Genomic DNA, 26,465 nt, shown 5'->3' with positions numbered 1-26,465 from the left:
CAAATTTTTGAGTACAGGAGAAGAAAACCATGATGCCCGAGTTCATAACCACCTACCGCAACCACGTGGCCGAGCGGGCCACACTCGGCATTCCGCCGTTGCCCCTGTCTGCCAAACAGACGGGCGAAGTCATCGAGCTGCTGAAAAACCCGCCCAAGGGCGAAGAGGCCTTCCTGGTTGAACTGATCACGCACCGCGTTCCGGCCGGTGTCGATGACGCGGCCAAAGTCAAGGCCAGCTATCTGGCCGCCGTGGCGCATGGCACCGAAAAGTGTTCCCTGATCTCGCGTGAAAAAGCCACGCAACTGCTGGGCACCATGCTGGGCGGCTACAACATCAGCCCCATGATCGATTTGCTCGACGACGCTGAAGAAAGTGTCGCCAACCAGGCCGCCAGCGGCCTGAAAAACACCCTGCTGATGTTCGACCAGTTTCACGACGTCAAGGAAAAAGCCGACAAGGGCAACAAATACGCCAAGGCCGTGCTGCAGAGCTGGGCCGATGCCGAGTGGTTCACCAGCCGCCCCGAAGTGCCGGAGTCGATCAAGCTGACCGTGTTCAAGGTGGCCGGCGAGATCAACACCGACGACCTGTCGCCCGCACCCGACGCCTGGAGCCGCCCCGACATTCCGCTGCACGCGCTGGCCATGCACAAAAACGCCCGCCCTGGCGTCACACCGGAAGAAGACGGCAAACGCGGTCCGGTCAAATTTATTGAAGAACTGAAAGCCAAGGGCAATCTGGTGGCCTACGTTGGCGACGTGGTGGGCACCGGTTCTTCCCGCAAGTCCGCCACCAACTCGGTGTTGTGGTTCACCGGCCAGGACATTCCCTATGTGCCAAACAAACGTTTTGGCGGCGTTTGCCTGGGCTCCAAAATCGCGCCGATTTTCTACAACACCATGGAAGACTCCGGCGCGTTGCCGATCGAGCTCGACGTGAGCCAGATGGCCATGGGCGACGTGATCGAGCTGCGCCCCTACGAGGGCAAGGCGCTGAAAGACGGCAAGGTGATTGCCGAGTTCAAGCTCAAGAGCGAGGTGCTGTTTGACGAAGTGCGCGCCGGCGGCCGCATTCCGCTGATCGTCGGCCGCGGCCTGACGGCCAAGGCACGCTGGGCGCTGGGGCTGCCGGTCTCGACGCTGTTTCGCCTGCCGCAGGCGCCCGTCGCCAGCGAGCGCGGCTTCACGCTGGCACAAAAAATGGTCGGCCGCGCGGTCGGCCTGCCGGAAGGCCAGGGCGTGCGCCCCGGAACCTATTGCGAGCCGAAGATGACGTCCGTGGGTTCCCAGGACACCACTGGCCCGATGACACGCGACGAACTGAAAGACCTGGCCTGCCTGGGCTTCTCCGCCGACCTGGTGATGCAGTCCTTCTGCCACACGGCGGCTTATCCGAAGCCGGTCGATGTGAAGATGCACCATGAACTGCCCGAGTTCATGAGCGACCGCGGCGGCATCCCGCTGCGCCCGGGCGACGGCATCATCCACAGCTGGCTCAACCGCATGCTGCTGCCCGACACCGTCGGCACCGGCGGCGACAGCCACACGCGTTTCCCCATCGGCATCAGCTTCCCTGCAGGTTCCGGCCTGGTGGCTTTCGGTGCCGCCACCGGCGTCATGCCACTGGACATGCCCGAGTCGGTGCTGGTGCGTTTCAAGGGCCAGATGCAGCCCGGCATCACGCTGCGCGACCTGGTCAATGCGATTCCGCTCTACGCGATCAAGGCCGGCCTGCTGACGGTCGCCAAGCAGGGCAAGAAAAACATCTTCTCCGGCCGCATCCTGGAAATCGAAGGTTTGCCCGATCTGAAGGTCGAGCAGGCGTTTGAACTGAGCGATGCTTCGGCCGAACGTTCTGCCGGCGGCTGCACGGTGCACCTGAACAAGGAACCCATCATCGAGTACATCACCAGCAACATCACCATGCTCAAGTGGATGATTGCCTCGGGTTACTCGGACGTGCGCACCATCAAGCGCCGCATCGCCGCCATGGAAGCCTGGCTGGCCGACCCGCAGCTGCTCAAGGCCGACGCGGACGCGGAATACACCGCCGTGATCGAGATCGATCTGGCCGACATCCACGAACCCATCGTGGCCTGCCCGAACGATCCGGACGACGTGAAGACGCTGAGTGAAGTGGCCGGCAGCAAGATCGATGAAGTTTTCATCGGCAGCTGCATGACCAATATCGGCCATTTCCGCGCAGCCTCCAAGCTGCTGGAAAACAAGCGCGACATTCCGGTCAAGCTCTGGATGGCGCCGCCCACCAAGATGGACGCCAAGCAGCTGAGCGAAGAAGGCCACTACGGTGTGCTGGGTTCGGCCGGTGCGCGCATGGAAATGCCGGGCTGCAGCTTGTGCATGGGCAACCAGGCGCAGGTGAAAGAGGGCGCGACCGTGTTCTCGACCTCGACGCGCAACTTCCCGAACCGCCTGGGCAAGAATTCCAACGTGTACCTGGGTTCTGCGGAACTGGCCGCCATCTGCTCCAAGCTGGGCCGCATCCCGACCAAGGCCGAATACATGGCCGACATGGGTGTGCTGACCGCCGCCAGCGCCGAGGTCTACCAGTACCTCAACTTCGACCAGGTCAAGGATTACACCGACATGGCCGACACGGTGAAAGACAGCGTGCCGGCCTGATTCCCGCCGCTGCGCTGACTGCCTGTGCAGCGAGCCCCGTGACTTCGGTCCCGGGGTTTTTTTATTCGGTGATGAAATGCCGAAAGCCCAGTAACGAGAATGTTAAAAATTGTTTCAATCGTTACAATGAGAAGGCAAAGCTCTTTTTGCCTATAAGGGATCAAAACAATGAAAAACAGTCTCAAATGCCTGGTGTCGGCTGTGCTGCTGTGCGCCGGCACCGTTGCGCTCGCCGTGGACGATTACAACGCCCCTCCGGCGGGCGACAAGCAGTATGCCGCCTGCATCAGCTATTCAAACAAGAATTACGAAGGCGGCAATGAAAAAAGCCCGGTGAAGGGCCAGTCCAAGGCGCAGGCGTTTTGCACCTGCATGTGGAACGAAACGCCGGAGGACTTCAAGGGCAGCCTGGCCAAGTTCGCTGAAACCGCCAAGGGCAAGTCCACCAACAAGACCTGCGAAAAGCATTCCGACTGGGGCAACTGAGTCGCGGCAGGCCCTGTTGCACAAGGCCTGATCCCACCACCAACATCACCATGCACCGCCGGCCACGGCGCTGCGCTCAAGCCCTGCAGCCTGGCTGCAGGGCTTTTTTCTTTTACAGCCCGGCCGGCAGCGGATCGACGATGCGCAGCTCCGAACCATCGACGAAACGCACGTACCAGAAGTCCGGCGCGGCGGGCAGGTTGGGCCGCACGTGGCTGATATTGCCTGGTGCGAAATACACCGTGCTGACCCGATCGTCGGGCGGCGGCGCCAGGTAGTGGCGCGTGGCGCTGACCAGGCCGCCGATGGCGCTGACCACGGTGGCGGTGGACTGGGTGACCGCGTTGACGCTGGTGCCCTGGCCCAGCAGGTGGATGATGGCCTGGCCGATCTGGTCCGGCCGTGACGCTTCGACGTAGAGCACGGCTGCGGGGTTGATCCGCAGGTCGTCGGGTGCGCTAGGGTCTGTGGCCTTGTTAAAGCAGAGAAGTGGCATGTCGTGCAACCGGTGTTTCAGGACAGGCTCAGTTCTTTGTGCTCGCCCAGGTTTTTGGGCGGCTCGCCGGTCAGCGCGGCTTTGGCCATCTTGGCCAATTGCACCATCTTGCTTTCCTTCACGTCCCAGTATTCGGCGTGGCGGATGCTGACTTCCAGCAGCGCCAGATCCGGATCGGTGGGGCCTTCCGGAAACCAGGCCTTGGCCATCGGCGACCAGAGGGCTGCCTTTTTGACGCCATCCTCGACAATCGCGCCCTGGCCCGACAGGGACACGTAGCTGTCCTTGCCCGGGTCGGCATAGGACACGTTGACGTTGCCGTCCTGCTGCAGGCGACGGGCGATTTCGCTGTGGTGCGAAACGAAGAAATACAGGCGCGAGCCTTCATCGGCGGACTGGTTCAGGGTGGTCAGCGGGTGGCTGTGCAGCATGCCGTCGCTGTGGCGGTGCGTCAGCATTCCGAATTTGATGTCCTTGATCAGGTCCCACAGGGTTTGCTGGTCGGAAGTGTTGGTGGTCATGCGGACTCCGTAAGTGGATAAATGGGTACGTCGGGCGGCTGGATTCATCAACCACCTTAGGCGCCGGTGGCACGGTCCTTCATCAGTCGCTGTCCCCGCTGGCTGTCAGTGCATGCCGACAGCTGTGCCGGGGCCGGCGCAGGCCGTTGTTGCAGGATGAATGAAAAAAGTGCCTGCAGCCCTTTCCGGACGGGCGCAAAAAGCTATCAAAAACAGAGCAACGGGACGCAGCGCCGGGCATCAACGCGGGCGGGAGTGGTGTGATGTGGACGCTGTTGATGGTCTTTGGTATGCTATTGTGTACGCCGTACACAATAGGCAAAGGAGTATTCGGTGGCAGCCTACGTTTTTCACGTTTGTTTTGAAAGCCGAACCATGGACCTGCCGACCTTGCGGCTTTCCGTCCAACCCGCATTGCCGGCGTCCGGCGTTTCCTGGAGGTGTGCATGAATGCCGGGATGGACAGCCGCAAACGCTGGTGGGCACTCACTGTGCTTTGCCTCGGTGTGCTGATGATCGTGCTCGACACCACCATCGTGAACGTGGCCCTGCCGTCGATCCGCACCGACCTGGCTTTTTCGGAAACCTCGCTGGTCTGGGTGGTCAACGCCTACATGCTGACCTTTGGCGGTTTTCTGCTGCTGGGCGGGCGGCTCGGCGATCTGTACGGCCAGCGCCGGCTGTTTCTGGCCGGCCTGGTGCTGTTCACGCTGGCCTCGCTGGCCTGCGGGCTGGCCAATTCGCAGTGGCTGCTGGTGGTGGCGCGTGCCGTGCAGGGCCTGGGTGGTGCGGTGGTGTCGGCCATCGCCCTGTCGCTGATCATGGCTCTGTTCACCGAGCCGGCCGAACGTGCCAAAGCCATGGGTGTGTATGGTTTTGTCTGTGCCGGCGGCGGCAGCATCGGCGTGTTGCTCGGTGGCGTGCTGACGGATGCCTTCAACTGGCACTGGATCTTTCTCGTCAACCTGCCGATCGGTGTGGCGGTGTTTGCCCTGTGCCTGGTGCTGCTGCCCGATGGGCGCGGGCAGTCCGCCGGTGCGCGGCTGGATGTATGGGGTGCGGTCACCGTGACCACGGCGCTGATGCTGGCGGTGTATGCCATCGTCAACGGCAACGAGGCCGGCTGGACCTCGGCGCTTACGCTGGGGCTGCTGGCCGCTGCCGCTGTGCTGATGGCGATTTTCCTGCGCATCGAATCGCGCGTCCCCACGCCGCTGGTGCCTCTGGGCCTGTTTCGCCTGCGCAATGTGGCCGTCGCCAACATCGTCGGCGTGTTGTGGGCGGCCGCCATGTTTGCCTGGTTCTTTATTTCCGCGCTCTACATGCAGCTGGTGCTGGGCTACAGCGCGCTGCAGGTCGGGCTGGGTTTTCTTCCGGCCAACCTGATCATGGCCGCGTTTTCGCTGGGTCTGTCGGCCCGCATCGTCATGCGTTTCGGCATCCGCCTGCCGCTGGCGGCGGGCCTCCTGCTGGCGGCGCTCGGGCTGGCGCTGTTTGCGCGGGCGCCGGTGGGCGGCCAGTTCGTGGCCGACGTGTTGCCGGGCATGCTGTTGCTGGGCCTGGGTGCGGGCATGGCCTTCAATCCCGTGCTGCTGGCCGCCATGAGCGATGTGGCACCCAGCGAGTCGGGCATTGCGTCGGGCGTGGTCAACACCGCCTTCATGATGGGCGGGGCGCTGGGGCTGGCCGTGCTCGCCAGCGCCGCTGCCGCGCGCACCGGTCACCTGACGAGCGCTGGCGCGCAGCCGCTGGCGGCGCTCAACGGCGGTTACCAGCTGGCCTTTTTGCTCGGTGCCGTGTTTGCCGCCATGGCGGCGCTGCTGGGCGCGTTGCTGATGCGCACCGGGGCCGCCGCTGCGCCTGGGGGCCGTGCCGACCGGCCGGCGGCCACTGGTCAGGGGGCCGAGTGAGCCGCACCGCACTTTTCAGATGGTCAACCAAGCAGATTGAGCTGCTATTTATTCAATAGCTGCTTGCGAAAGACCAGCAAGGGCTGGAGCCTTGTTTTGTTTAAAAAAATCAGGCGCCAACGGGTTCCAGCACCACCGGCACGCCGCTGAGCACGGCGTTGCCCGACAGCGGATCGCGCCAGTCTTCGTCAAGCAGTGCATTGAGGTTGACGCCTGGCCGTTCTGCGGCGAGCGCCATGCGGGTGCCGGTCAGGCCATGGCCCCAGCCGTGCGGCAGGCTGACCACGCCGGGCATCATCTCCTCACTCACCTGCACCTGCGCATCGATGCTGCGTCCCTGATTGCTGATGCGGGCCAGCGCGCCGTCGGCCAGGCCCAGGCGCTTCGCGTCGGCCGGGTGGACCAGCGCGGTGCAACGCATCGGCCCCTTGGCGAGGACGGGCAGGTTGTGCATCCAGCTGTTGTTGGAGCGCACGTCGCGCCGGCCGACGATCACCATCGCCGGCACCGGCTGCGTGATGGCCTGCGCGGCGCGCTGCAGGTCCTGCAGCAGCGCGGGCGGCGCCAGTTCGATCTTGCCGGACGGCGTGCGCAGCACCTCGGGCATGCGCGGCTGCAGTTCCCCCAGGTCGATGCCGTCCGGTGCGGCCCGCACCTTGGCCAGGGTCAGGCCCTCGGGCTCGCGGCCAAACTGATCGCCATAGGGGCCGGTGCGCAGCGCGAGTTCCAGCAGGCGGTCCGGGCCATGCAGGCCTTGCGTGGCATCGATCACGGCTGCGGCCTGCTCGCCGAACAGCTTTTTCGCGTCTTCGGCAAAGTAGCGGTCGTCGATCTCGCGTGCCGGGGTTTGTGCGCCCTGGCCCTGCACGATGGCGGCCAGCTTGAGCAGGGTTTCCCATTCCGCCGGCTGTTCTTCGGGCGCAGCAAACACAGGCGCGCTGTAACGGGCGTGGTTGCGCCAGGAGAACTGAGGGAAAGCCACGTCGTAATGCATGTCCTCCAGCGGCGAGGGACCGGGCAGGATCACGTCGGCATGGCGCGAGGTTTCATTGACATAGATGTCCAGGCTGACCATGAAGTCCAGGCTGTCCAGGGCCCGCGCGAGCCGCGCGCCGTTGGGCGAGGAGAGCACCGGGTTGCTGGCCACGGTGATCAGCGCGCGCACCTGGTCGGGGCCGGGCGTCTCGATTTCTTCGGCCAGGCAGGTCATGGGCAGTTCGCCGAAGACTTCGGGCGCGCCGCTGACCCGGCTGGTATGCCGCCCGGTGCTGATGCCGCGGCCGCTGCCCGGCTGGCCAGCGGTGTTGTGCGCAAACGCGGCGGCTTTCGGGAACATGGCACCACCGGGCTCGTCGAGGTGGCCGGTCAGCACGTTGAGCACATCCACCAGCCAGCTCGCCAGCGTGCCGTATTCCTGCGTACAGGTGCCGATGCGGCCATACACCGCGGCGCGCGGTGTGGCGGCGAGTTGGCGTGCCAGGCTGCGAATCGTTTCGGCGGCTATGCCGCAGCGCGGCGCGACCACCTCGGCACTGAAGGCTTCCACGGCGGCTTCAACGGCATCCACGCCATGGATCAGGGGCGCGATGCGTCCCAGCCGAACCAGCTTTTCGTCAAACAGCGTGTGCACCAGGCCGAGCAGCAAAAACACATCGGCACCGGGCCGGATGAAGTGGTGCGCATCGGCCATGGCGGCGGTTTCGGTGCGGCGCGGGTCGATCACCACCAGCTTGCCGCCGCGCGCCTGCATGGCCTTGGCCTTGCCCTTGAAGTCGGGCACGGTCCACAGGCTGCCGTTGCTGGCCAGCGGGTTCGCGCCCAGCACCAGCAGGAAATCACAGCGCGGGAGGTCCGGCACGGCGATGCTGAGCCAGTGGCCGAACATCAGCCCGCTGGACAACTGCTTGGGCATCTGGTCCAGCGTGGACGCCGAAAACACATTGCGCGAACCCAGGGCCTTGGCCAGGCGCGAGAAATAAAGCAGCAGCCCGATCTTGTGCGCCGACGGGTTACCTACGCTGATGGCCCCGGCCTGGCGGCCGTGCTGCGCAAGAATCGGCGGCAGGCGGCGTTCGATTTCGGTAAAGGCCTCGTCCCAGCTGGCGGGGACAAATTGCCCATCGCGCTTGATCAGCGGCGTGCGCAGCCGGTCCGGGTCTTCGTGCAGGTCTTTCAGCGCCACGCCCTTGGGGCAGATGTAGCCGGCGCTGAAGACGTCGCTGTCGTGGCCGCGGATGCTGATGACCTTGCCGTCGCTGACCTTGAGTTCCAGGCCGCAGCAGGCTTCGCACAGCGGGCAGATTCGGTGGTGGATGTTGTCGCTCATGGTTGTCTCCTGGCTGCATGGTGCGTCAAGCCCCGCCGCCGCGCGATCACGCGGGCGACAGCAGCTTGCGCAACACCTCGCCGGTCAGCGCGTCGGCCGGGAAAAAGGTCTCCAGCATCAGCTCCTGCAGGGTCACGTCCACCGGGGTGCCGAAAATCGTGACGGTGCTGATGAAACTCAGCACGCCGTAGGCCGTGCGGAACTGGAAGGGCATGACCACGCCCAGGTGTTCGCCTTCAAGGTGGGTGTCGTCGGCGCCTTCGGGCAGGGGGTAGGCCTGCAGTTCGGCCAGCAGCTCCGCCAGCACCGGGTCGGCGGTGGCGGCGATCTGCTGGCGCAGCCGCTCGAACAGGTGATTGCGCCATTGCGCGAGATTGACGATCTTGCTGGCCAGGCCGCGGGGGTGCAGGCTCAGGCGCAGCACGTTGATGGGCGCCTGCAGCAGCTCGGGGTCCGCGCCGGCCAGCAGGTGCGGCAGGGCGGCGTTCGCGGCCAGCAGGTTCCAGTGCCGGTCCAGCGCCAGCGCCGGAAAGGGTTCGTGGCCCTTGAGAATCAGCTCCACCGCCTGCCGGGCTGACGCCAGCGCCGGGTCGTCCAGCGGGCGTTCGCGGTACATGGGCGCGTACCCGGCCGCCACCAGCAGCGTGTTGCGCTCGCGCAGGGGAATCGCCAGGCGCTCGGACAGGCGCAGCACCATTTCGCGGCTGGGCACGGCCCGGCCGGTTTCCACAAAACTCAGGTGCCGGGTCGAGATGTCGGCCTCGCTGGCCAGGTCCAGCTGGCTCAGGCGCCGGTGCTGGCGCCAGTGGCGCAGGTGCTCGCCAAAGGGCAGTGGGGTGGACGGGTGAGGCCGTGCGGTGGGGTGAAGGCTGGCAGTCATGGCGCCATCGTAAGGCCGGCGCGGCCGGATGCCATTACCTGGGAGGTTATCGACGCTGCGCACTCCGGCGGCAATCATGGCGCCATGACCGCAGCGATGGACAGCCGGCTGCGGCAACGGAATCAGGCCGCTGTCCCCTGTCCCTCAACTTACCTACTCAAGGAGTTTTTCATGTCTGCTGTTGCATCCTTTTCCTCCCTGGCCGCATCGCCCCTGTTTTTGCGCCGTGTCTTGTGGCTGGACGCCGCCACCGGCGCGGCCACGGGCGCGCTGCAGTTGCTGCTGGCCGGTTTCCTGGCTGGCCTGCTGGGCCTGCCCGAGACCCTGCTGGTGGTGTCGGGCTGGGTGATGTTTGTCTATGTGGCGGGCATCGGTTTCATCGCGACGAGGCAGTTCGTGCCCGCAGCCCTGGTCTGGCTGCTCATCGGCGCCAACTTTCTCTGGGTGCTGGGCTGCCTGGCGCTGCTGCTGGGCGACCTGGTGATGCCCACGTTGGCTGGCAAGGTCTTTATCGCCATCCAGGCAGTGACCGTGGGCCTGCTGGCCGAACTGCAGTGGGTCGGACTGCGCAAGGCCGTGGTGCGGCCCGGCTGGTGAAGGGCAGGGCTGGCGCCGGACTTTCTTGTATGCTGTGCGTTCTGGCGATCCGACCGGGTCGTCCGACCGACTTCCTTCCCTCCTAGAAAGCCCTCTCCATGACACGCGCCTTGAACTTCAGTGCCGGCCCGGCCACCCTTCCCGAAACCGTGCTGCGCCAGGCTGCCGCCGAAATGCTGGACTGGAACGGTTCCGGCATGTCGGTGATGGAGATGAGCCACCGCGGCAAGGAGTTCATCTCCATCCATGCCCAGGCCGAGGCTGATCTGCGTGAACTGCTGGCGATCCCGGCCAACTACAAGGTGTTGTTCCTGCAGGGCGGTGGCCTGGCGCAAAACGCCATCGTGCCGATGAACCTGCTGCGCGGCCATGCCGGTGCGGACTTCATCAACACCGGCGAGTGGATGAAAAAATCCATCAAGGAAGCGAAAAACTTCTGCAAGGTCAACGTCGCCGCCAGCGCCGAAGCCGGCGGCTTCACCAGCGTGCCGAAATTCGACACCTGGAAGCTGGACCCCGATGCGGCCTATGTGCACATCTGCTCGAACGAAACCATTGGCGGTGTGGAGTACCACTGGACGCCCGACACCGGCAAGGTGCCGCTGGTGGCCGACATGTCGTCGAATCTGCTGTCGCGGCCCATCGACGTCGGCCGCTATGGCCTGATTTACGCCGGCGCGCAGAAGAACATCGGCCCCTCGGGTCTGACCATTGTGATTGTCCGCGAGGACCTGATCGGCCAGGCGATTCCCCACACGCCTTCCGTGTTCGACTACAAGCAGCAGGCCGACAACGACTCGATGTACAACACGCCGCCCACCTATGCGATCTACATCGCCGGCCTGGTGTTCAAGCACCTCAAGGCGCTGGGCGGCCTGACCGCCGTGGAGGCGCACAACCGCCGCAAGGCGGCCCTGCTGTACGACTACCTCGATGCCACCTCGTTCTACAGCAACCCGGTGGCGCGTGAAGACCGCTCGCTGATGAACGTGCCCTTCAAACTCAAGGACGAGTCGCTCGACGAGGCCTTCCTCAAGGGTGCGCAGGCACGCGGGATGGTGCAGCTCAAAGGCCATCGCTCGGTCGGCGGCATGCGTGCCTCGATCTACAACGCCATGCCGCTCGAAGGTGTGCAGGCGCTGGTGACGTATATGAAGGAGTTCGAGGCCAGCCATGGCTGAGGCCGCTGGCGCGGCCGGCCGGCGCTTCGACATCCTGGTACTCAACCAGATCTCGGCCAATGGCTTGAAGCGCCTGCCGGCAGACCGCTACAGCACCGGCAAGGACATGGCCCGGCCCGACGCCGTGCTGGTGCGCTCGGCCGACATGCACGCCATGGTGGTCCCCGACAGCGTGCAGGCGATTGCCCGCGCCGGCGCCGGCACCAACAACATCCCGGTCCAGGCCATGAGTGCACGCGGCGTGCCGGTGTTCAATGCGCCTGGCGCCAATGCCAATGCCGTGAAGGAGCTGGTGCTGACCGGCATGCTGCTGGCAGCGCGCAACATCGCACCGGCGCTGCGTTTTGTCGCCGGCCTGGACATCACCATGGCTGACATGGACAAGGCGGTGGAAGAGGGCAAGAAACACTTCGCCGGCTTCGAGCTGGCCGGCCACACGCTGGGCATCGTGGGCCTGGGCAAGGTTGGCTGCCTGGTGGCCGACGCCGCCATCAAGCTCGGCATGAACGTGCTCGGCTACGACCCCGACATCACGGTGGATGCCGCCTGGAGCCTGCCGGCGCAGGTCAAAAAGGCGGCCAGCGTCGCCGAGGTGTTGAAAAACTCAGACTTCGTGACCCTGCACGTGCCGCTGGTGGCTGCCACGCGCGACCTGGTCAACGCCGACAACATCAAGCTCATGCGATCGGCTGCGGTACTGCTCAATTTTTCGCGTGAAGGCGTGGTCAGCGAAACCGCGGTGCTGGCCGCCCTCGACGCGAAGCAGCTGCGCGCCTATGTCTGCGATTTCCCTTCTGCAACGCTCAACCACCACCCCCAGGTCGTGGCGCTGCCGCACCTGGGCGCGTCCACCCGCGAAGCCGAGGAAAACTGCGCCATCATGGTGGCTGACCAGCTGCGCGACTACCTCGAGCATGGCAATGTGGTCAATGCGGTCAACTTCCCGGCCGTGGCCATGGCGCGCGAGTCGGCCTACCGGGTGGCCATTGCCAACGCCAATGTGCCCAACATGCTGGGGCAGATTTCCACCGCCATGGCGCAGGCCGGCCTGAACATCCACAACATGGTCAACAAGTCGCGCGGCGACATGGCCTACACCCTGGTGGACGTGGAAAGCCCGGTGGGCGACGCGGTGCTGGACCACCTGCGGGCGATTGAGGGCGTGCTGGCGGTGCGTTACCTGCCCGATCCGGCCGGCGGCTAAGCCCCGCAGTTGTTGAGAGAAATCTGGCGGGGCGACAATAGCGAAAACCACACACCAAGGAGTTCGCCATGGCCCACGAGTTCGCCAAGACCCTGAAAACCTTCACCACCGCGTCAGGCAAGACCGGCAGGTTTTACTCCTTGCCCGCGCTGGCCAAGCAGTACCCGAAAATCTCGCGCCTGCCGGTGTCCATGCGCATCGTGCTCGAATCCGTGCTGCGCAACTGCGACGGCGAGAAGGTCAGCGCCGAACATGTGCGCCAGCTGGCCAACTGGTTCCCGAATGCCGACCGCACCGAGGAAATTCCCTTTGTCGTCTCGCGCGTGGTGCTGCAGGACTTCACCGGTGTGCCGCTGCTGGCCGACCTGGCCGCGATGCGCAGCGTGGCGATCAAGCTGGGCAAGAACCCGAAGGCCATCGAGCCGCTGGTGCCGGTGGACCTGGTGGTGGACCACTCCATCATGGTGGACCACTATGGCAAGAAAAATTCGCTGGACCTGAACATGAAGCTGGAGTTCCAGCGCAACAACGAGCGTTACCAGTTCATGAAATGGGGCATGCAGGCCTTTGACACCTTCGGTGTCGTGCCGCCGGGCTTCGGCATTGTCCACCAGGTGAACCTGGAGTATTTGGCCCGTGGCGTGCACAAACGTGCCGACGGCGTGTATTACCCCGACACGCTGGTCGGCACCGACAGCCACACCACCATGATCAACGGCATCGGTGTCGTCGGTTGGGGCGTGGGCGGCATCGAGGCCGAGGCCGCCATGCTGGGCCAGCCGGTCTACATGCTGACGCCTGACGTGGTCGGGTTCGAGCTGACCGGCCGGCTGCGCGAGGGCGTTACCGCCACCGACCTGGTGCTGCGTGTGACCGAGGCCTTACGCAAGGAAAAAGTGGTCGGCAAGTTTGTCGAGTTTTTCGGCGAAGGCACGCGTACCCTGGCGCTGCCAGACCGCGCGACGATCGCCAACATGGCGCCTGAATACGGCGCGACCATGGGTTTCTTCCCGGTGGACGAAAAGACCATTGACTACTTCACTGGCACCGGTCGCACCAAGGCCGAGATCGAGGCCTTCGAAGCCTACTTCCGTGCGCAGGGGCTGTTCGGTGTGCCGCTGCCTGGCCAGATCGATTTCTCGCAGGTGGTCAAGCTCGACCTCGGCGATGTGACGCCCAGCCTGGCCGGCCCCAAGCGCCCGCAGGACCGGATCGAGCTGGGCCAGGTGGCGACCCAGTTTGCCTCGCTGTTCAGCAAGCCGATTGCCGAGAACGGCTTCAACCAGCCGGCCGCCATGCTGGCCACGCGCCATCTGCTCTTGCAGGCCGGGCAGGCGCACCCCGACACGACGCCAGGTGTGCCGCCCACGCCGGCAGGTGCACCGCGCATGGTGGCCGAGATGGAGGCGAACCGCCCCACGCTGGAGACGGCCCACGCGGACGTCCCGGCGCCCGCCACGCCCAAGGCCGGCGGCATCACCATCGGCAACGGCGACGTGCTGATTGCCGCCATCACCAGCTGCACCAACACCTCCAACCCCAGCGTGCTGCTGGCGGCCGGCCTGCTCGCCAAAAAAGCCGTTGAAGCGGGGCTGAAGGTGCAGCCGCACATCAAGACCTCGCTGGCGCCGGGCTCGCGCATTGTCACCGAGTACCTGACCAATACCGGCTTGCTGCCCTACCTTGAAAAGCTCGGCTTTGCACTGGCCGGTTACGGCTGCACGACCTGCATCGGCAACGCCGGTGACCTGACGCCCGAGATCAACGAAGCCATCAACAAGAGCGACCTGGTGTGCGCCGCCGTGCTGTCGGGCAACCGTAATTTCGAGGCGCGCATCCATCCCAACCTGAAGGCCAACTTCCTGGCCAGCCCGCCGCTGGTGGTCGCTTATGCGATTGCCGGCACGGTGATGCGCGACCTGATGACCGAGCCGGTCGGCAAGGGCAAGGGCGGCAAGGATGTCTACCTCGGCGACATCTGGCCGACCAGCGACGAGATCTACAAACTCATGAAGTTCGCGATGAACGGCAAGGCCTTCCGCGAGAACTACGCCAAGGTCAAGACCGAGCCCGGCAAGCTGTGGGAAAAGATCCAGGGGGTGACGGGCACCGCCTACACCTGGCCCGTCAGCACCTACATCGCCGAGCCGCCGTTCTTCAAGGACTTCGCTATGGAAAATGTAGCTGCCCGCGCAGAGAGGACGGGGGCTGCAGGCCAAAAAGATGCAGTGTCTGTGAAGGGTGCCCGCATCATGGCGCTGTTCGGCGACTCCATCACCACCGACCACATCTCGCCGGCCGGCTCCATCAAGGGCAGCTCGCCGGCCGGCCAATGGCTGCTGGCGCACGGCGTGCAGAAAGCCGACTTCAACAGCTACGGCGCGCGCCGCGGCAACCACGAGGTGATGATGCGCGGCACCTTTGCCAATGTGCGCATCAAGAACCTGATGATTCCCGCCGGCCCCGACGGCTCGCGTGAGGAGGGCGGTGTCACGCTGTTCCAGCCGGGCGGCGACAAGATGTTCATCTACGACGCGGCCATGAAGTACATGAACGAAGGCATGCCCACGGTGATTTTTGCCGGTGAGGAATACGGCACCGGCTCCTCGCGCGACTGGGCCGCCAAGGGCACGCAGCTGCTCGGCATCAAGGCGGTGGTGGCGCGCAGTTTCGAGCGCATCCATCGCAGCAACCTGGTTGGCATGGGGGTATTGCCCCTGCAATTCCTGCCGGGTGATTCATGGCAGACCCTGCGCCTGACGGGCAAGGAAGTGATCGACGTGTTGCCCGATCCCGAGCTCAAGCCGCAAAGCCGGGCCAGGCTGGTGGTCACGCGCGAAGACGGTTCGCGCGAGGAGATCGAAGTCATCCTGCGCATCGACACGCCGATCGAGGTCGACTACTACCGGCACGGCGGCATTCTTCCTTTTGTGCTCCGGCAACTGCTGGCGTGATGCTCCGGCAGGCCCTGATTGCCGGCGGCGGCATAGGCGGACTGGCGGCGGCGCTGGCGGTGTCGCGCGCCGGCTGGGACGTGCGCCTGTACGAGCGTGCATCGGTGTTCAGTGAGGTCGGCGCCGGTATCCAGCTCGGCCCGAATGTCGTCAAGGTGCTGCATGGCTGGGGTCTGGCCGATGCGCTGGCCGGTGTGGCGGCTTTCCCCGAACGCCTGGAAGTGCGCAGCGCGCTGACCGGCGAAACCCTCGGTGTACTGCGGCTCGGCGATGTGATGGCGCAGCGTTATGGTGCGCCTTACGCCACGGTGCACCGCGCCGACCTGCATGGCCTGCTGCTGGACGCGGTGCAGCAGGCCGGTGTGACGCTCAAGCTCAACCGGACCTTGAACCGCTTCACGCAGAACCTGGAAGCCGTGACCGTGCAGAGCGGTGACGACCCGCCCGTCGAGGGCGAGGTGCTGGTCGGCGCTGACGGCTTGTGGAGCCCGGTGCGCCAGTGGCTGCTGGGCGACGGGCCGCCACGCGCCACCGGCCACGTGGCCTACCGCGCGCTGTTGCCGCAGGCCGACCTGCCCGACACCCTGCGCTCCGGCCAGGTCACGGCCTGGTTGGGACCGAAATTACATGTGGTGCAGTACCCGGTGTGCGGCGGCAGGTCGCTCAACGTGGTGGGCATTGTCGAAGGGCGCACCGGGGGTGATCTCGACAACTGGGACCAGGGTACCGATGGCGCCGGCCTGCACGCCGCGCTGGCCGGCAGCTGCGCGCCGCTGCAGGACCTGGTGCGGGCGATTCCTGCGTGGCGGCTCTGGGCACTGTGCGACCGGCCGCCCATGCAGGGTGCGTACCAGCACGCGCTGGGCCGCGTTGCCCTGCTCGGCGACGCGGCCCACCCCATGCGCCCCTACCTCGCCCAAGGCGCGGGCATGGCCATCGAAGACGCCGCCGAACTCGGGCGCATGCTGGCGCAGGCGCTGGACCCGGCCTTCGACGTACCGACGCTGCTGGGCCGTTACGCGCTGAACCGCTGGCAGCGCAACGCCCGGGTACAGGCGCGCGCCATCCGCAACGGGCAGATTTTTCATGCGGATGGGGTAGTCCGGCTGGGGCGGGATGCGTCGATGAAGCTGCTGGGGGAGCGTTTGCTGGATGTGCCGTGGCTCTATGGCGGGCCCTGACCGGATCCCGTTTTCGCTGTCGCCCCGGATTCGATCCGGGTCCATCCTGGCAATCCACCGAGTTGCCCGGCGGCAAGTAACTTTCTTTTGCGTCGCCAAAAGAAAGTCACCAAAGAAAAGGCGACCCGATGGTCTGGGACCCTTCGCTTCGCTACGGGCAACCTACGGTGCTCGCCGAAAACGGGGTCGAGCTCGAACTCGCTGCGCTCAGACAATCGCTCGCCCTGATCCGTTTTCGGCTGCGCTCCTCGGCCCAGCCCGACGGGTGGGGGGACCAATGCGGGGACGGATACGGATTCGGGGAGACGATGACGCGCTTTGCGCGTCATCGTCGGAGTACGGGACCGTCATGTTTGCACGCGGGCGCAGCACACGCGACCAAATGAAGTCCCCCTCCATCGCCCAGCGGGGCGAGGGAGGGGTTAGGGGTGGGAGTGGGGAGTTAGACCCTACTGTGCCTGCGCACGCCGCGAAAGCAGCGTGATGCCGATATCGCTATCAATTAAATAGCTACTGGCGACCGCAGGAAAAGGGCTAGGACCCTATTTGTCTTACAAATTGGTCCGCAGTTTCCAGATCTCCGGAAACAACACCACATCCAGCATCTTGCGCAGATAACTCACGCCACCGGTGCCACCCGTCCCGCGCTTGAAGCCGATCACACGTTCCACCGTCGTCACATGGCGAAAGCGCCAGAGCCTGAACGCGTCTTCGAGGTCGGTGAGTTCTTCGCCGAGCTGGTACAGGTCCCAGTACTGTTTGGGGTCGCGGTAGACCACCAGCCAGGCTTGTTCGACCGCGTCGCTTTCCACGTAAGCCCGGGTCCAGTCGCGCTGCGTGTGGCTGATCGGCACGGGCAGGCCGCGGCGTGCCAGCAGGCGCAGGGCTTCGTCATAGAGCGACGGCGCTTCAAAGGCGGCCTGCACCTGCGCCAGCAAATCGGGGCGATGTGCGTGCGGCTTGAGCATGGCGGCGTTCTTGTTGCCGAGGGCAAACTCGATGCAGCGGTATTGCGCGCTCTGGAAGCCGCTGGAGTTGGCGAGGTAGGGGCGTATCGCGCTGTACTCGGGCGGGGTCATGGTCGCCAGCACGTCCCAGGCGTGTACCAGTTGCTCCATGATGCGGCTGACGCGTGCGAGTTTCTTGAAGGCGTCGCCGAGTTCGTCCTTAGCCACGTTCGCAATCGCTGCGCCCAGCTCGTGCAGCATCAGCTTCATCCAGAGTTCGCTGGTCTGGTGCTGGACGATGAACAGCAGCTCGTCGTGCGCGGGGGAAAGCGGCTTCTGCGCGCCAAGAATCGCATCGAGCTGGAGGTAATCGCCGTAACTCATGTCGCGGCTGAAATCGAGCTTGGCTTTTTCGTCGGTGACGATGTTTTCGGGGGTGGTCATGGTCAGGTCACCGCGTGTTTCTGGTTGAATTCGGGGCGTTGCCACTCGCCGGTTTCCAGCACCTGCTTCAAATGCTCGACCGCATGCCAGACATCCTCAAACCCGATGTACAGCGGCGTGAAGCCGAAGCGCAGGATATCCGGATGCCGGCCGTCGCCGGAGCCGGCCCGGAAGTCGCCGATCACGCCGCGCGCAATCAGCGCTTGCACGATGGCGTAGGCGCCTTCGCTGCGCGAGAGGCAGACCTGTGAGCCGCGCTCCGCATGCTCGCGGGGTGTCGCCAGTCCCAGTCCATGGCCGGCGCAACGTTCTTCCACCAGCGTGATGAACAGGTCGGTCAGTGCCAGCGACTTGGTCCGCAGCGCACCCATGCCACCGAGGGCGTCCGCGGCGCCGAACACCTCCAGCCCGCACTCGAGCGCGGCCAGGCTCAGGATGGGCTGGGTGCCGCACAGGTAACGCGTGATCCCGGGGGCGGGCTGGTAGTCGGGCGTGAACTCGAACGGCGCGGCATGGCCCCACCAGCCGGACAGCGGTTGGCGGAAACGGTCGGCGTGCCGGGGATGCACCCAGACGAAAGCCGGTGCGCCGGGGCCGCCATTGAGGTATTTGTAGCCGCAGCCGATGGCAAAGTCGGCGTTGGCGCCCTGCAGGTCCACCGGCACGGCGCCCGCGCTGTGCGCCAGGTCCCACACCACCAGAACACCCGCCGCATGGGCGGCGCTGGTGAGCGCCGCCATGTCGTGCATGGCGCCGGTGCGGTAGTTCACATGGGTCAGCATCAGCACGGCGGCGTCTTGCGTCAATGCGGCAGTGATTTCCTCAGGCTCGACCAGCTGCAAGCGGTAGCCGCGCTCGCGGCACAGGCCCTCGGCAATGTAGAGATCGGTCGGGAAGTTGCTGCGTTCACTGACGATCACTTTTTTTGCCGGTGCATCTTCGGCGGCCATGTTCAGGGCCGCGCTGAGGACCTTGTACAGATTGACCGAGGTGCTGTCGGTGGCGACCACCTCGCCCGGCCCGGCGCCAATCAGCGACGCAATCCTGTCGCCCAGGCGCTGCGGCAGGGTAAACCAGCCGGCGCTGTTCCAGGCGCGGATCAGGTCCTGGCCCCATTCGCGCGTGATGACTTCGGCCACACGTGCCGCCGTGCTTCTGGGCAACACGCCCAGGGAGTTGCCGTCGAGGTAAATCACGCCCTCGGGCAGCACAAAGTGGTCGCGCAGCGGGCGCAGCGCGTTGCGAGCGTCGAGCGCGCGGCAGTCATTAAGTGTGGTCATGGGTTTCCAGCGCCGTTCCCGGGCAGTTCGCGCAGCACGGCGCGAACGGGCGAGGCGTCGGCTTTTGTCAGTTTGAGAGGCAGGGCAATCAGCTCGTAGTCGCCTTCCGGCACCTCGTCGAGCACCAGGTTTTCCAGCACGCGCAGATCGTGCTTGAGCAGCAGGTGGTGGCTGGGCAGGTCCTGGCTGGTGGCGGGGTCCACGCTGGGCGTGTCGATGCCGATGAGTGCTATGTTTTTTGTAGCTAACAGCGCAAGCGTGGCGGGCGCAATCGCCGTAAACGATGCCCAGGACTGGCTGGCGGCCGCGGCCGTGCGCAGCAACACGCGCGCGGGCAGGTTTTCCAGCGCGTGGGCGATGTGCTGCGGCTCCACCAGCGGCCCGCAGTCCAGGCAGTGGATCACGCGGCAGGGCCCGAGGTAGGGCTGCAGATCCACGGCGCCAATGGCCGGCGCGCCGTTGGCATAGTGCATGGGGGCATCGGCATGGGCGCCGGTGTGCGGCGAGAAGGTGAGGGTGTTGACATTGACCGGGCAGCCGGGCGAGAGCGCAAAGTGCAGCTTCTGCGAATACGCTGCGTCGCCCGGAAACACGGCGGCCTGCTCGTCCACGGCGGGCGAGATGTCCCAGATTTTCCGCGGCCGGGCGGCAGCGTGTTCAGTGGGTGCAGGGGTGGCGCGGGACGTCATCGCGCAAAGGTAGCACTGCTGCAAATGGCGTGGTGTCGGTAATTTCCAACAGCTTTTCAAAATAGTTGAAACCTAAAGCAGTTGCCCGGGACGCCGCCTGCTGCGGCACCCGGGCGCCAGCGCCACCGGTGTTGCTGGGGCACAATCTGCGCAGGGCGGGGCCACGTGCTGGCAGGCCGTCCTTTCCTCCACAACATCCAGAGACAAAGGCTCACCCATGACATCAAACGGCAAGGTTGCACTCGTTACCGGCGCAGGCACCGGCATTGGCAAGACGGTGGCGCTGGCGCTGCTGCGTGAGGGTTACCGCGTGGCGCTCGTGGGCCGGCGCGTGGAGCCTTTGAACGAGGTAGCCCAGGCGTCCGCCGCTGGCGACAGGGCACTCGCCGTGCCCTGCGATGTCAGCAACCCCGACGCGGTGCGTGCGGCCTTCGACAAGGTTCACGCCGCCTTTGGCCGCCTGGACCTGCTGTTCAACAACGCCGGCGTCGGTGCGCCCGCCGTGCCCATGGAAGAATTGACGTTCGAGCAATGGCAAAACGTCGTCAACATCAACCTGACCGGCTCCTTCCTGTGCGCGCAGCAGGCCATCCGCCTGATGAAGGCGCAGTCGCCGCAGGGCGGCCGCATCATCAACAACGGCTCGATCTCGGCGCACGCACCGCGTCCCCACTCGGCGCCCTATACCGCCACCAAACACGCAATCACCGGCCTGACCAAGTCGATCTCGCTCGACTGCCGCCAATACGACATCGCCTGCGGGCAGATCGACATCGGCAACGCCCAGACCGAGATGGCCGCGCGCATGGCCAAGGGTGTGCCGCAGGCCAATGGCGAAATTGCGATCGAACCCTTGATGGACGTGAACCATGTGGCCGACGCGGTGGTACACATGGCCGCGTTGCCGCTGGCGACCAATGTGCAGTTCATGACCATCATGGCGACGAAGATGCCATTTGTGGGGCGCGGCTAGTCCGTAGGGCTGAAGGCGCAGTCACCTTTTCACGCCAGCTGCTGTGGTGTGCCAGCAAGCCGGGACTCGCCCCGGCGGGCGACTTACTTTTCTTTGCTTCGCCAAAGAAACCTAAGGAAAAGAAAGGCGACCCGATGGTCTGGGTCCCTTCGCTTCGCTGCGGGCAACCTGTGGTGCTCGGCAAAAGCGGGGTCTGGCTAAACTCGCCTTCGGCTCAAACAACGCCAGCCCTGATCCGCTTTTGCCTGCGCTCCTCGGCCCAGCCCGACGGGTGGGGGAAACGAATGCGGGTTCGGGTACGGAGAGACATGACGCGCTACGCGCGTCATGTCGGAGAACGTGGCCGTCATGTTTGCACGTGCTTGCAGTACACGCGGCCAAATGAAGTCCCCCTCCATCGCCCAGCGGGGCGAGGGAGGGGTTAGGGGCGGGAGTGGGGAGTTGACACTACTGCCCGAAGTGAACCGGGGACGGAGCGTGATGCCTCAATGGACTTATCCCACCTTGCCCAGCAGCAAAAACTCCATCAAGGCCTTCTGCACGTGCAGCCGGTTTTCGGCTTCATCCCAGACAACGGACTGCGGCCCGTCGATCACCTCGGCTTCGACCTCTTCCCCGCGGTGCGCCGGCAGGCAATGCATGAAGAGGGCGTCGGGTTTGGCGGCCTTCATCATGTCGCTGTCCACGCACCAGTCGGCAAACGCCTTTTTGCGCTCTTCGTTCTCGGCTTCGTAACCCATGCTGGTCCAGACGTCGGTGGTGACCAGGTCGGCGCCGGCGCAGGCCTGCATCGGGTCCTTGAAGACCTTGTAGCTGTCGGCCGAGCGGATGCCGGCCACCGACTGGTCCACCTCGTAACCGGTCGGTGTGCTCAGGTGCACCTTGAAGCCGAGGATCTCGCTGGCCTGCAGCCAGGTGTTGGCCATGTTGTTGCCGTCACCGACCCAGGCGACTGTCTTGCCCTTGATGCTGCCGCGGTGCTCGATGTAAGTGAAGATGTCTGCCAGGATCTGGCAGGGGTGGAACTCGTTGGTCAGGCCGTTGATCACCGGTACGCGCGAGTGTTCGGCAAACAGCTCGATCTTGGTCTGTTCGTAGGTGCGGATCATCACCAGGTCCACCATGCGGCTGATGACCTTGGCGCTATCCTCGATCGGCTCGGCGCGGCCCAGCTGGCTGTCGCCGGTGGTCAGGTGCACCACGCTGCCGCCCAGCTGGTACATGCCGGCTTCAAAACTCACGCGGGTGCGGGTCGAGGCTTTTTCGAAAATCATGGCCAGCGTGCGGTCCACCAGCGGCTGGTGTTTGTCGTAGGCCTTGAATTTTTTCTTGATCAGGGCGGCGCGCTCGAAGACGTAGGCATATTCGGCGGCATTGAAGTCGCTGAACTGCAGGTAGTGGCGGATTGCGGTGTTGACCGGGGTGCTCATGGTTTTTCCGCCAGCAACTGCTTGATCAGCGGGCACAGAATGGCCACGACTTCGTCAGCCTCGGCTTGCGTGATGATCAGCGGCGGCACCAGCCGGATCACACTGTCGGCCGTCACACTGATCAGGAGGCCCTTGTCGGCAGCGCGTTTGACCAGGTCGCCGCAGGGTTTGGCCAGGTCGATGCCCAGCATCAGGCCCATGCCGCGGACTTCCTTGACCGTGCCCGAAGCCAGCTCGGCGGCCAGTTCGCGGCCAAGGGCCAACTTCAGGTGTGCGCCCACCTTGGCGGCGTTGGCCAGCAGGCCTTCTTCTTCCATGATCCGGATGGTCTCCACCCCGGCGCGCATGGCCAGCGGGTTGCCGCCGAAGGTGGTGCCGTGGTTGCCGGGGGCAAAGATGTGGGCCGCTTTCGGGCCTGCCACGACGGCGCCTATCGGTACGCCCGAGCCCAGGCCTTTGGCCAGCGGCATCACGTCCGGCTTGATGCCGGCCCACTGGTGCGCGAACCACTTGCCGGTGCGGCCCATGCCGCACTGCACTTCATCAATCATCAGCAGCCAGTCGCGCTCGTCGCACAGGGCGCGCACTTGCCGCAGGTAGTCGGCGTCCATCGGGTTGACGCCGCCTTCGCCCTGGATGGCTTCAAAAAAGACGGCCACCACATTCGGGTTGCCGGCCGTGGCGGTTTCCAGCGCGGCCACGTCGTTGAGCGGCACGCGGATGAACCCTTCGACCAGCGGACCAAAACCGGCCTGCACCTTGGGATTGCCGGTGGCGCTCAGTGTGGCAATGCTGCGGCCATGAAAGGCTTTTTCGTACACCACGATTTCTGGGCGTTCGATGCCCTTGTCGTGGCCGAACTTGCGCGCCAGCTTCAGCGCGGCCTCATTGGCTTCGAGGCCGGTGGAGCAGAAAAAGACGTTTTCCAGGCCCGACAGCTCGACCAGCTTGGCCGCCAGCACTTCCTGGTTGGGCACGTGGTAGTAGTTGGAGCTGTGGATGATCTTGGCAATCTGGTCCTGCAGGGCCGGCACCAGCTTGGGGTGGTTGTGGCCCAGGGTGTTGACCGCAATGCCGCCCAGCGCGTCCAGGTATTCCTTGCCGTTGACATCCCAGACGCGGCAGCCCTGGCCATGCGACAAGGCTATCGGCAGGCGGCCGTAGGTGTTCATCACGTGGGGGGAAGCGGCTTCGATGTGCTTGGGAAGGGCAGCGGTCATGAGGGAACTCCGGAAAAACGGGGACTGAAAAAACAGGAAACCGCGATGGGATCGGCGGTTCTGAAGTGATTTTAGGCGCAGACCCTGCGGCCTTTGGTGAAGATCCTGCATCACAGCCATGCGTGCAGTCGGAAGTCAGGTAAGCTGGCCTCAGTCTTATATAAGATAGAATCGTTGTGCGCTGCAACATGGGGCTCGATCCTGGCCCCGGGCACGCCAAAACCCTCCACCCGATGGTCTCCAACACCGCCAAAGAAGTCTTCATTCAAGGCATCACCCGCGACGGCAAAACCTTTCGCCCCAGCGACTGGGCGGACCGGCTGTGCGGGGTGATGAGCCAGTTTCGCCCCGGTGGCCCGCAGCCCGGCAGCCATCTGACCTATTCCCCGTGGTGTGTGCCCACGGTGATCAACGGCGTCAAATGTGTGGTGGTCAACAGCGACCTGCGCGACGCCGAGCCCATGGCCTGGGACTTTGCGATCAATTTCGCCAAGGACAATGACCTGCAGATCGCCGAGGCCTGCCTGATTCCGGACAAGCCATAAAGCTACTGCGCGGGCGCGATGAAGCGTTGCGCCTGACGGGAATGAAAAGGGGCCCGTCTCCCTTTTCGTCGTCATCCTCATGTACCCAAAGTACATTCCGGTGCCTGCGCTCCGTGCGCCTTGCTTCGCGCCCGCTCGCTACGCTTTCTGGCTTGTCCTCCGGGACTGAAGCGCAAAACAAAAAAGCCGTCGAAAGACGGCTTTTTTGCTTTGCTGGCAGCGCACCCTGCAGAACGGCGAACTGAAGATCAGTCCGGGCGGGTTGCCTGATTGCTCAGGCGGTGGGTTTTACGCGGCGGGAGTGGCCAGGGCGAGTGCCTTGACCTTGGTGGACAGGCGGCTCTTGTCGCGTGCTGCCTTGTTTTTGTGGAAGATGCCCTTGTCGGCGATCGTGTCCACAATGCTCTGCGCCTTGGCGAAGAGTTCGGTGGCTTTGGTCTTGTCGCCGGCGGCGACAGCTTTTTCGACGTTTTTCACGGCGGTGCGGTATTTCGAACGCAGCGAGGTGTTGGCGGCGTTGAGTTTGCTGTCCTGGCGGACGCGTTTGCGGCCGGAGGCCAGGCGGGGGTTCTTTTTCTTGGGTTTGGCGGTAGCCATATAAGTGTTCCTTTAAATGAGGAAGGGTCTGCGGATGATGCTTAGCAAAGCCCACCATTATATAACTTCCCTCAATGTGCCGCCTTAAAGCCCGTCCGGGCCTGTGATCCGGGGCGCACAGGGCTCCCGGCATCTGCCTAAATCAGGCTGACATCCTTCAGTGGCTTGAGCACGCTGGACGGTGTCATGCCGAAGGTTTGGCGGAACATGCGGCTGAAGTGTGAGGAATCCACAAACCCGCCGTGCAATGCGGCATGGGTCAGGTTGCTGCTTGTTGTCAGCCCGACCATGGCGGAGCGTACCTGGGACCATACGCGGTAGCTGCGAAAACTCACGCCCATTTCAGCGCGGAACAAGTGGTTAAAGCGTGAGGCCGACAAGTGTGCGGCGGCCCCGGCGCAGTCACGGCCGAGCGGTCCCTCGCGCTGCGTGCGCAAGGCGAGCAGGCCGCGGGCGACCCGCGCGTCGATCGGCGCGACCTGGTGGCAGGTCAATTGCAGCAGCGAATGCACATCGAAGGTACGCAAATGCGCATCCATGCGGCTGCGCGAGGTCACCCGCACAGCTGGCTCGAAAATCACCCCGCCTTCCACCTGAAAATGGGTGCGCAGACCCCGTGCTTCCACAGAGTCTGGCTCAAGGTACATGAGTGCGACATGTTCGCCGCAGGGGTCGAATACATGTTCCACACCGGTGTTGATCAGCGCGCTGTTGCAGGTCTGGGGGTGCTGGTTGGGCAATTGCACCGCGAAGCGGCCCGACAGCCCCATCAGCAGCACCGGCGACGCATGGCGGTGCCAACCCGTTGCCGGCAACTCGCCCACATACAGAGCCCGGTTGGCGCCGAGCGTCAGGGTATTGGTTGCGCGCATAGCCTAAACGTACAAGTTTTTCGTCATGCTTTCTGTATTCTCCCGAACGCTGCTCGTCCCCCCTGGCCAGCGGTATGGATCCACATCCCCATTACACGGAGACTTCCTTGAAACGTCTTGTTCCTGCATGGTCTGCATTTCTGTTTTTATTGCTTGCCGCGACGGTGTTGATGTACTACAGCTTGCCTGGCGCATTTGTGCAACCGTTGTTGAGCCTGAACCGTGAATTGTCCGGTCTCTCGGAAAAAACGGTATCAGTGGGCGCGCATGAGATCCATTATCTTGTTGGCGGAAGCGGCGAGCCGGTCGTCTTGCTGCATGGCATTTTTGCCGAGAAGGATCATTGGGTTGACTTTGCAAGGCCCCTGACCCGCCGCTATCAGGTGATTGCACCCGACCTGCCTGGCTTCGGGGAAAGCGGCAGGCTGCCGGATCAGAGCTATGACTACGCCAGCCAAACAGAGCGCCTGAAGGCTCTGTTGGATGTACTTGGTATCCAGCGGGTGCACCTGGCTGGAAATTCGATGGGCGGCACCCTGGCGGCGCTGTTTGCCATCCGTTATCCAGCGCGCGTGGCAAGTGTTGCCTTTATCGGTGCGCCGCACGGCATCAAGACGCCCAGGCCCAGCGAGATGGACGGATGGATCGATGCCGGCAAGACGCCCCTGATTGCGCACAACACGGTTGAGTTTGAGCAGATGATGTCGCTGCTGTTCAACCAACGCCCTTTCCTGCCGTATCCCATCCTGCAGGCGACGCAGGCCGATGCACTGCGCAATGCACCGTCGAATGTCCGTCTATGGACGGAGCAATTGAAAGACCGCTACCTTCTGGATGCGCACATTGGCGCCTTGAAACAGCCCAACCTGACGTTATGGGGCGGCGATGATCGTCTGTTTGATGTTTCAGGTGCGGACGTGGTGCATACGCGCCTGAAAAACTCCCGCATCCAGGTGCTGCAAGGGGTGGGACACTTGCCAATGATGGAGGCGCCGAAGTCAACGGCACAGCTGTACGCCGGTTTCCTGGCGGACTTTTCCACGCAGCGTTAGGGAAGCGCTGAACCCGGAGCGTGGGCCTTAAACTC

The 26,465-nt window shown here is 64.3% G+C and carries 22 protein-coding genes; 11 read left to right on the top strand and 11 right to left on the bottom strand.

Features of this window, described 5'->3' with window-relative positions; all coding sequences use genetic code 11:
- Positions 1 to 29 precede the first annotated feature (29 nt).
- Together B7X65_RS07170 and B7X65_RS07165 are read left to right on the top strand one after the other, a co-directional pair.
- The gene (locus tag B7X65_RS07170) at positions 30 to 2,645 is read left to right on the top strand and encodes a bifunctional aconitate hydratase 2/2-methylisocitrate dehydratase (RefSeq protein WP_293593610.1); all 2,616 of its coding nucleotides are present in this window, start codon (positions 30 to 32) and stop codon (positions 2,643 to 2,645) included.
- Positions 2,646 to 2,813: 168 nt separating this feature from the next.
- Positions 2,814 to 3,131, top strand: a complete 318-nt coding sequence (locus B7X65_RS07165) for a hypothetical protein (protein WP_293593609.1) — start codon at positions 2,814 to 2,816, stop codon at positions 3,129 to 3,131.
- A 112-nt stretch (positions 3,132 to 3,243) separates the two neighbouring features.
- On the opposite strand, the gene B7X65_RS07160 is transcribed toward B7X65_RS07165, so the two are convergent.
- Entirely contained in the window at positions 3,244 to 3,627 is a 384-nt protein-coding gene (locus B7X65_RS07160) for a hypothetical protein (RefSeq protein WP_293593608.1), read from the bottom strand.
- 17 nt (positions 3,628 to 3,644) lie between these two features.
- On the bottom strand, positions 3,645 to 4,148 hold the full coding sequence (locus tag B7X65_RS07155; RefSeq protein WP_293593607.1) for a pyridoxamine 5'-phosphate oxidase family protein: 504 nt from the start codon (positions 4,146 to 4,148) through the stop codon (positions 3,645 to 3,647).
- Between the two features lie 446 nt (positions 4,149 to 4,594).
- Here B7X65_RS07155 and B7X65_RS07150 point away from each other — a divergent pair, with 446 nt between their 5' ends.
- Positions 4,595 to 6,058 carry a DHA2 family efflux MFS transporter permease subunit gene (locus tag B7X65_RS07150; protein ID WP_293593606.1) on the top strand — a complete coding sequence of 488 codons (1,464 nt, stop codon included), beginning with the start codon at positions 4,595 to 4,597 and terminating at the stop codon, positions 6,056 to 6,058.
- Positions 6,059 to 6,167: 109 nt separating this feature from the next.
- On the opposite strand, the gene B7X65_RS07145 is transcribed toward B7X65_RS07150, so the two are convergent.
- Entirely contained in the window at positions 6,168 to 8,384 is a 2,217-nt protein-coding gene (locus B7X65_RS07145) for a molybdopterin-dependent oxidoreductase (protein ID WP_293593605.1), read from the bottom strand.
- Between the two features lie 46 nt (positions 8,385 to 8,430).
- Entirely contained in the window at positions 8,431 to 9,264 is an 834-nt protein-coding gene (locus B7X65_RS07140) for a helix-turn-helix transcriptional regulator (protein ID WP_293593604.1), read from the bottom strand.
- 171 nt (positions 9,265 to 9,435) lie between these two features.
- Here B7X65_RS07140 and B7X65_RS07135 point away from each other — a divergent pair, with 171 nt between their 5' ends.
- The 5 genes from B7X65_RS07135 to B7X65_RS07115 all read left to right on the top strand — a co-directional run bounded on the left by B7X65_RS07135 (position 9,436) and on the right by B7X65_RS07115 (position 16,381).
- Entirely contained in the window at positions 9,436 to 9,861 is a 426-nt protein-coding gene (locus B7X65_RS07135; protein ID WP_293593603.1) for a hypothetical protein, read from the top strand.
- Positions 9,862 to 9,959: 98 nt separating this feature from the next.
- Positions 9,960 to 11,042 (top strand): 3-phosphoserine/phosphohydroxythreonine transaminase, encoded by a 1,083-nt coding sequence (gene serC / locus B7X65_RS07130; protein ID WP_293593602.1) that lies wholly within the window; start codon positions 9,960 to 9,962, stop codon positions 11,040 to 11,042.
- A complete protein-coding gene (locus B7X65_RS07125) occupies positions 11,035 to 12,246 on the top strand; it encodes a phosphoglycerate dehydrogenase (protein ID WP_293593601.1) in 1,212 nt (403 codons plus the stop codon). Before serC ends, B7X65_RS07125 begins: the two co-directional genes overlap by 8 nt.
- A 68-nt stretch (positions 12,247 to 12,314) precedes the next feature.
- Positions 12,315 to 15,200 carry an aconitate hydratase gene (locus B7X65_RS07120; RefSeq protein WP_293593600.1) on the top strand — a complete coding sequence of 962 codons (2,886 nt, stop codon included), beginning with the start codon at positions 12,315 to 12,317 and terminating at the stop codon, positions 15,198 to 15,200.
- Positions 15,200 to 16,381 (top strand): FAD-dependent monooxygenase, encoded by a 1,182-nt coding sequence (locus B7X65_RS07115; RefSeq protein WP_293593599.1) that lies wholly within the window; start codon positions 15,200 to 15,202, stop codon positions 16,379 to 16,381. The genes B7X65_RS07120 and B7X65_RS07115 overlap by 1 nt, the downstream gene beginning before the upstream one ends.
- Before the next feature lie 551 nt (positions 16,382 to 16,932).
- Here the strand turns inward: B7X65_RS07115 and kynA are convergent.
- Genes kynA through kynB form a run of 3 tightly spaced genes read right to left on the bottom strand, consistent with a single transcriptional unit; the run spans position 16,933 to position 19,741 of the window.
- Positions 16,933 to 17,772, bottom strand: coding sequence for a tryptophan 2,3-dioxygenase (kynA, locus tag B7X65_RS07110; protein ID WP_293593598.1), 840 nt, complete (start codon positions 17,770 to 17,772; stop codon positions 16,933 to 16,935).
- Positions 17,773 to 17,774: 2 nt separating this feature from the next.
- Positions 17,775 to 19,052: a kynureninase gene (gene kynU, locus B7X65_RS07105; protein ID WP_293593597.1), complete on the bottom strand. Its 1,278-nt coding sequence runs from the start codon at positions 19,050 to 19,052 to the stop codon at positions 17,775 to 17,777.
- Positions 19,049 to 19,741 (bottom strand): arylformamidase, encoded by a 693-nt coding sequence (kynB, locus tag B7X65_RS07100; RefSeq protein WP_293593596.1) that lies wholly within the window; start codon positions 19,739 to 19,741, stop codon positions 19,049 to 19,051. Before kynB ends, kynU begins: the two co-directional genes overlap by 4 nt.
- 217 nt (positions 19,742 to 19,958) lie before the next feature.
- Here kynB and B7X65_RS07095 point away from each other — a divergent pair, with 217 nt between their 5' ends.
- Complete coding sequence (locus B7X65_RS07095; RefSeq protein WP_293593595.1) at positions 19,959 to 20,714, top strand: SDR family oxidoreductase; 756 nt, start codon at positions 19,959 to 19,961, stop codon at positions 20,712 to 20,714.
- A gap of 494 nt (positions 20,715 to 21,208) precedes the next feature.
- On the opposite strand, the gene argF is transcribed toward B7X65_RS07095, so the two are convergent.
- Entirely contained in the window at positions 21,209 to 22,144 is a 936-nt protein-coding gene (argF, locus tag B7X65_RS07090) for an ornithine carbamoyltransferase (RefSeq protein WP_293593594.1), read from the bottom strand.
- Positions 22,141 to 23,364: an aspartate aminotransferase family protein gene (locus B7X65_RS07085; protein ID WP_293593593.1), complete on the bottom strand. Its 1,224-nt coding sequence runs from the start codon at positions 23,362 to 23,364 to the stop codon at positions 22,141 to 22,143. Before B7X65_RS07085 ends, argF begins: the two co-directional genes overlap by 4 nt.
- Before the next feature lie 233 nt (positions 23,365 to 23,597).
- On the opposite strand from B7X65_RS07085, the gene B7X65_RS07080 reads away from it, so the two are divergent.
- Positions 23,598 to 23,909 (top strand): DUF3579 domain-containing protein, encoded by a 312-nt coding sequence (locus tag B7X65_RS07080; RefSeq protein ID WP_293593592.1) that lies wholly within the window; start codon positions 23,598 to 23,600, stop codon positions 23,907 to 23,909.
- A 288-nt stretch (positions 23,910 to 24,197) separates the two neighbouring features.
- Here B7X65_RS07080 and rpsT read toward each other — a convergent pair whose 3' ends face one another.
- Positions 24,198 to 24,506 carry a 30S ribosomal protein S20 gene (gene rpsT, locus B7X65_RS07075; protein WP_096667998.1) on the bottom strand — a complete coding sequence of 103 codons (309 nt, stop codon included), beginning with the start codon at positions 24,504 to 24,506 and terminating at the stop codon, positions 24,198 to 24,200.
- 137 nt (positions 24,507 to 24,643) lie between these two features.
- Positions 24,644 to 25,378 carry a helix-turn-helix transcriptional regulator gene (locus B7X65_RS07070; RefSeq protein WP_293593591.1) on the bottom strand — a complete coding sequence of 245 codons (735 nt, stop codon included), beginning with the start codon at positions 25,376 to 25,378 and terminating at the stop codon, positions 24,644 to 24,646.
- A gap of 107 nt (positions 25,379 to 25,485) precedes the next feature.
- Between B7X65_RS07070 and B7X65_RS07065 the strand changes: the two genes are divergently transcribed.
- Positions 25,486 to 26,430 carry an alpha/beta hydrolase gene (locus tag B7X65_RS07065; RefSeq protein WP_293593590.1) on the top strand — a complete coding sequence of 315 codons (945 nt, stop codon included), beginning with the start codon at positions 25,486 to 25,488 and terminating at the stop codon, positions 26,428 to 26,430.
- Positions 26,431 to 26,465: the final 35 nt, after the last annotated feature.

Source organism: Polaromonas sp. 39-63-25 (assembly GCF_002278925.1).
Taxonomy (GTDB): Bacteria; Pseudomonadota; Gammaproteobacteria; order Burkholderiales; family Burkholderiaceae_C; genus Polaromonas.
The sequence above is the reverse complement of the archived record's forward strand: the minus strand, read 5'-3'. Positions and strand labels throughout refer to the sequence as shown.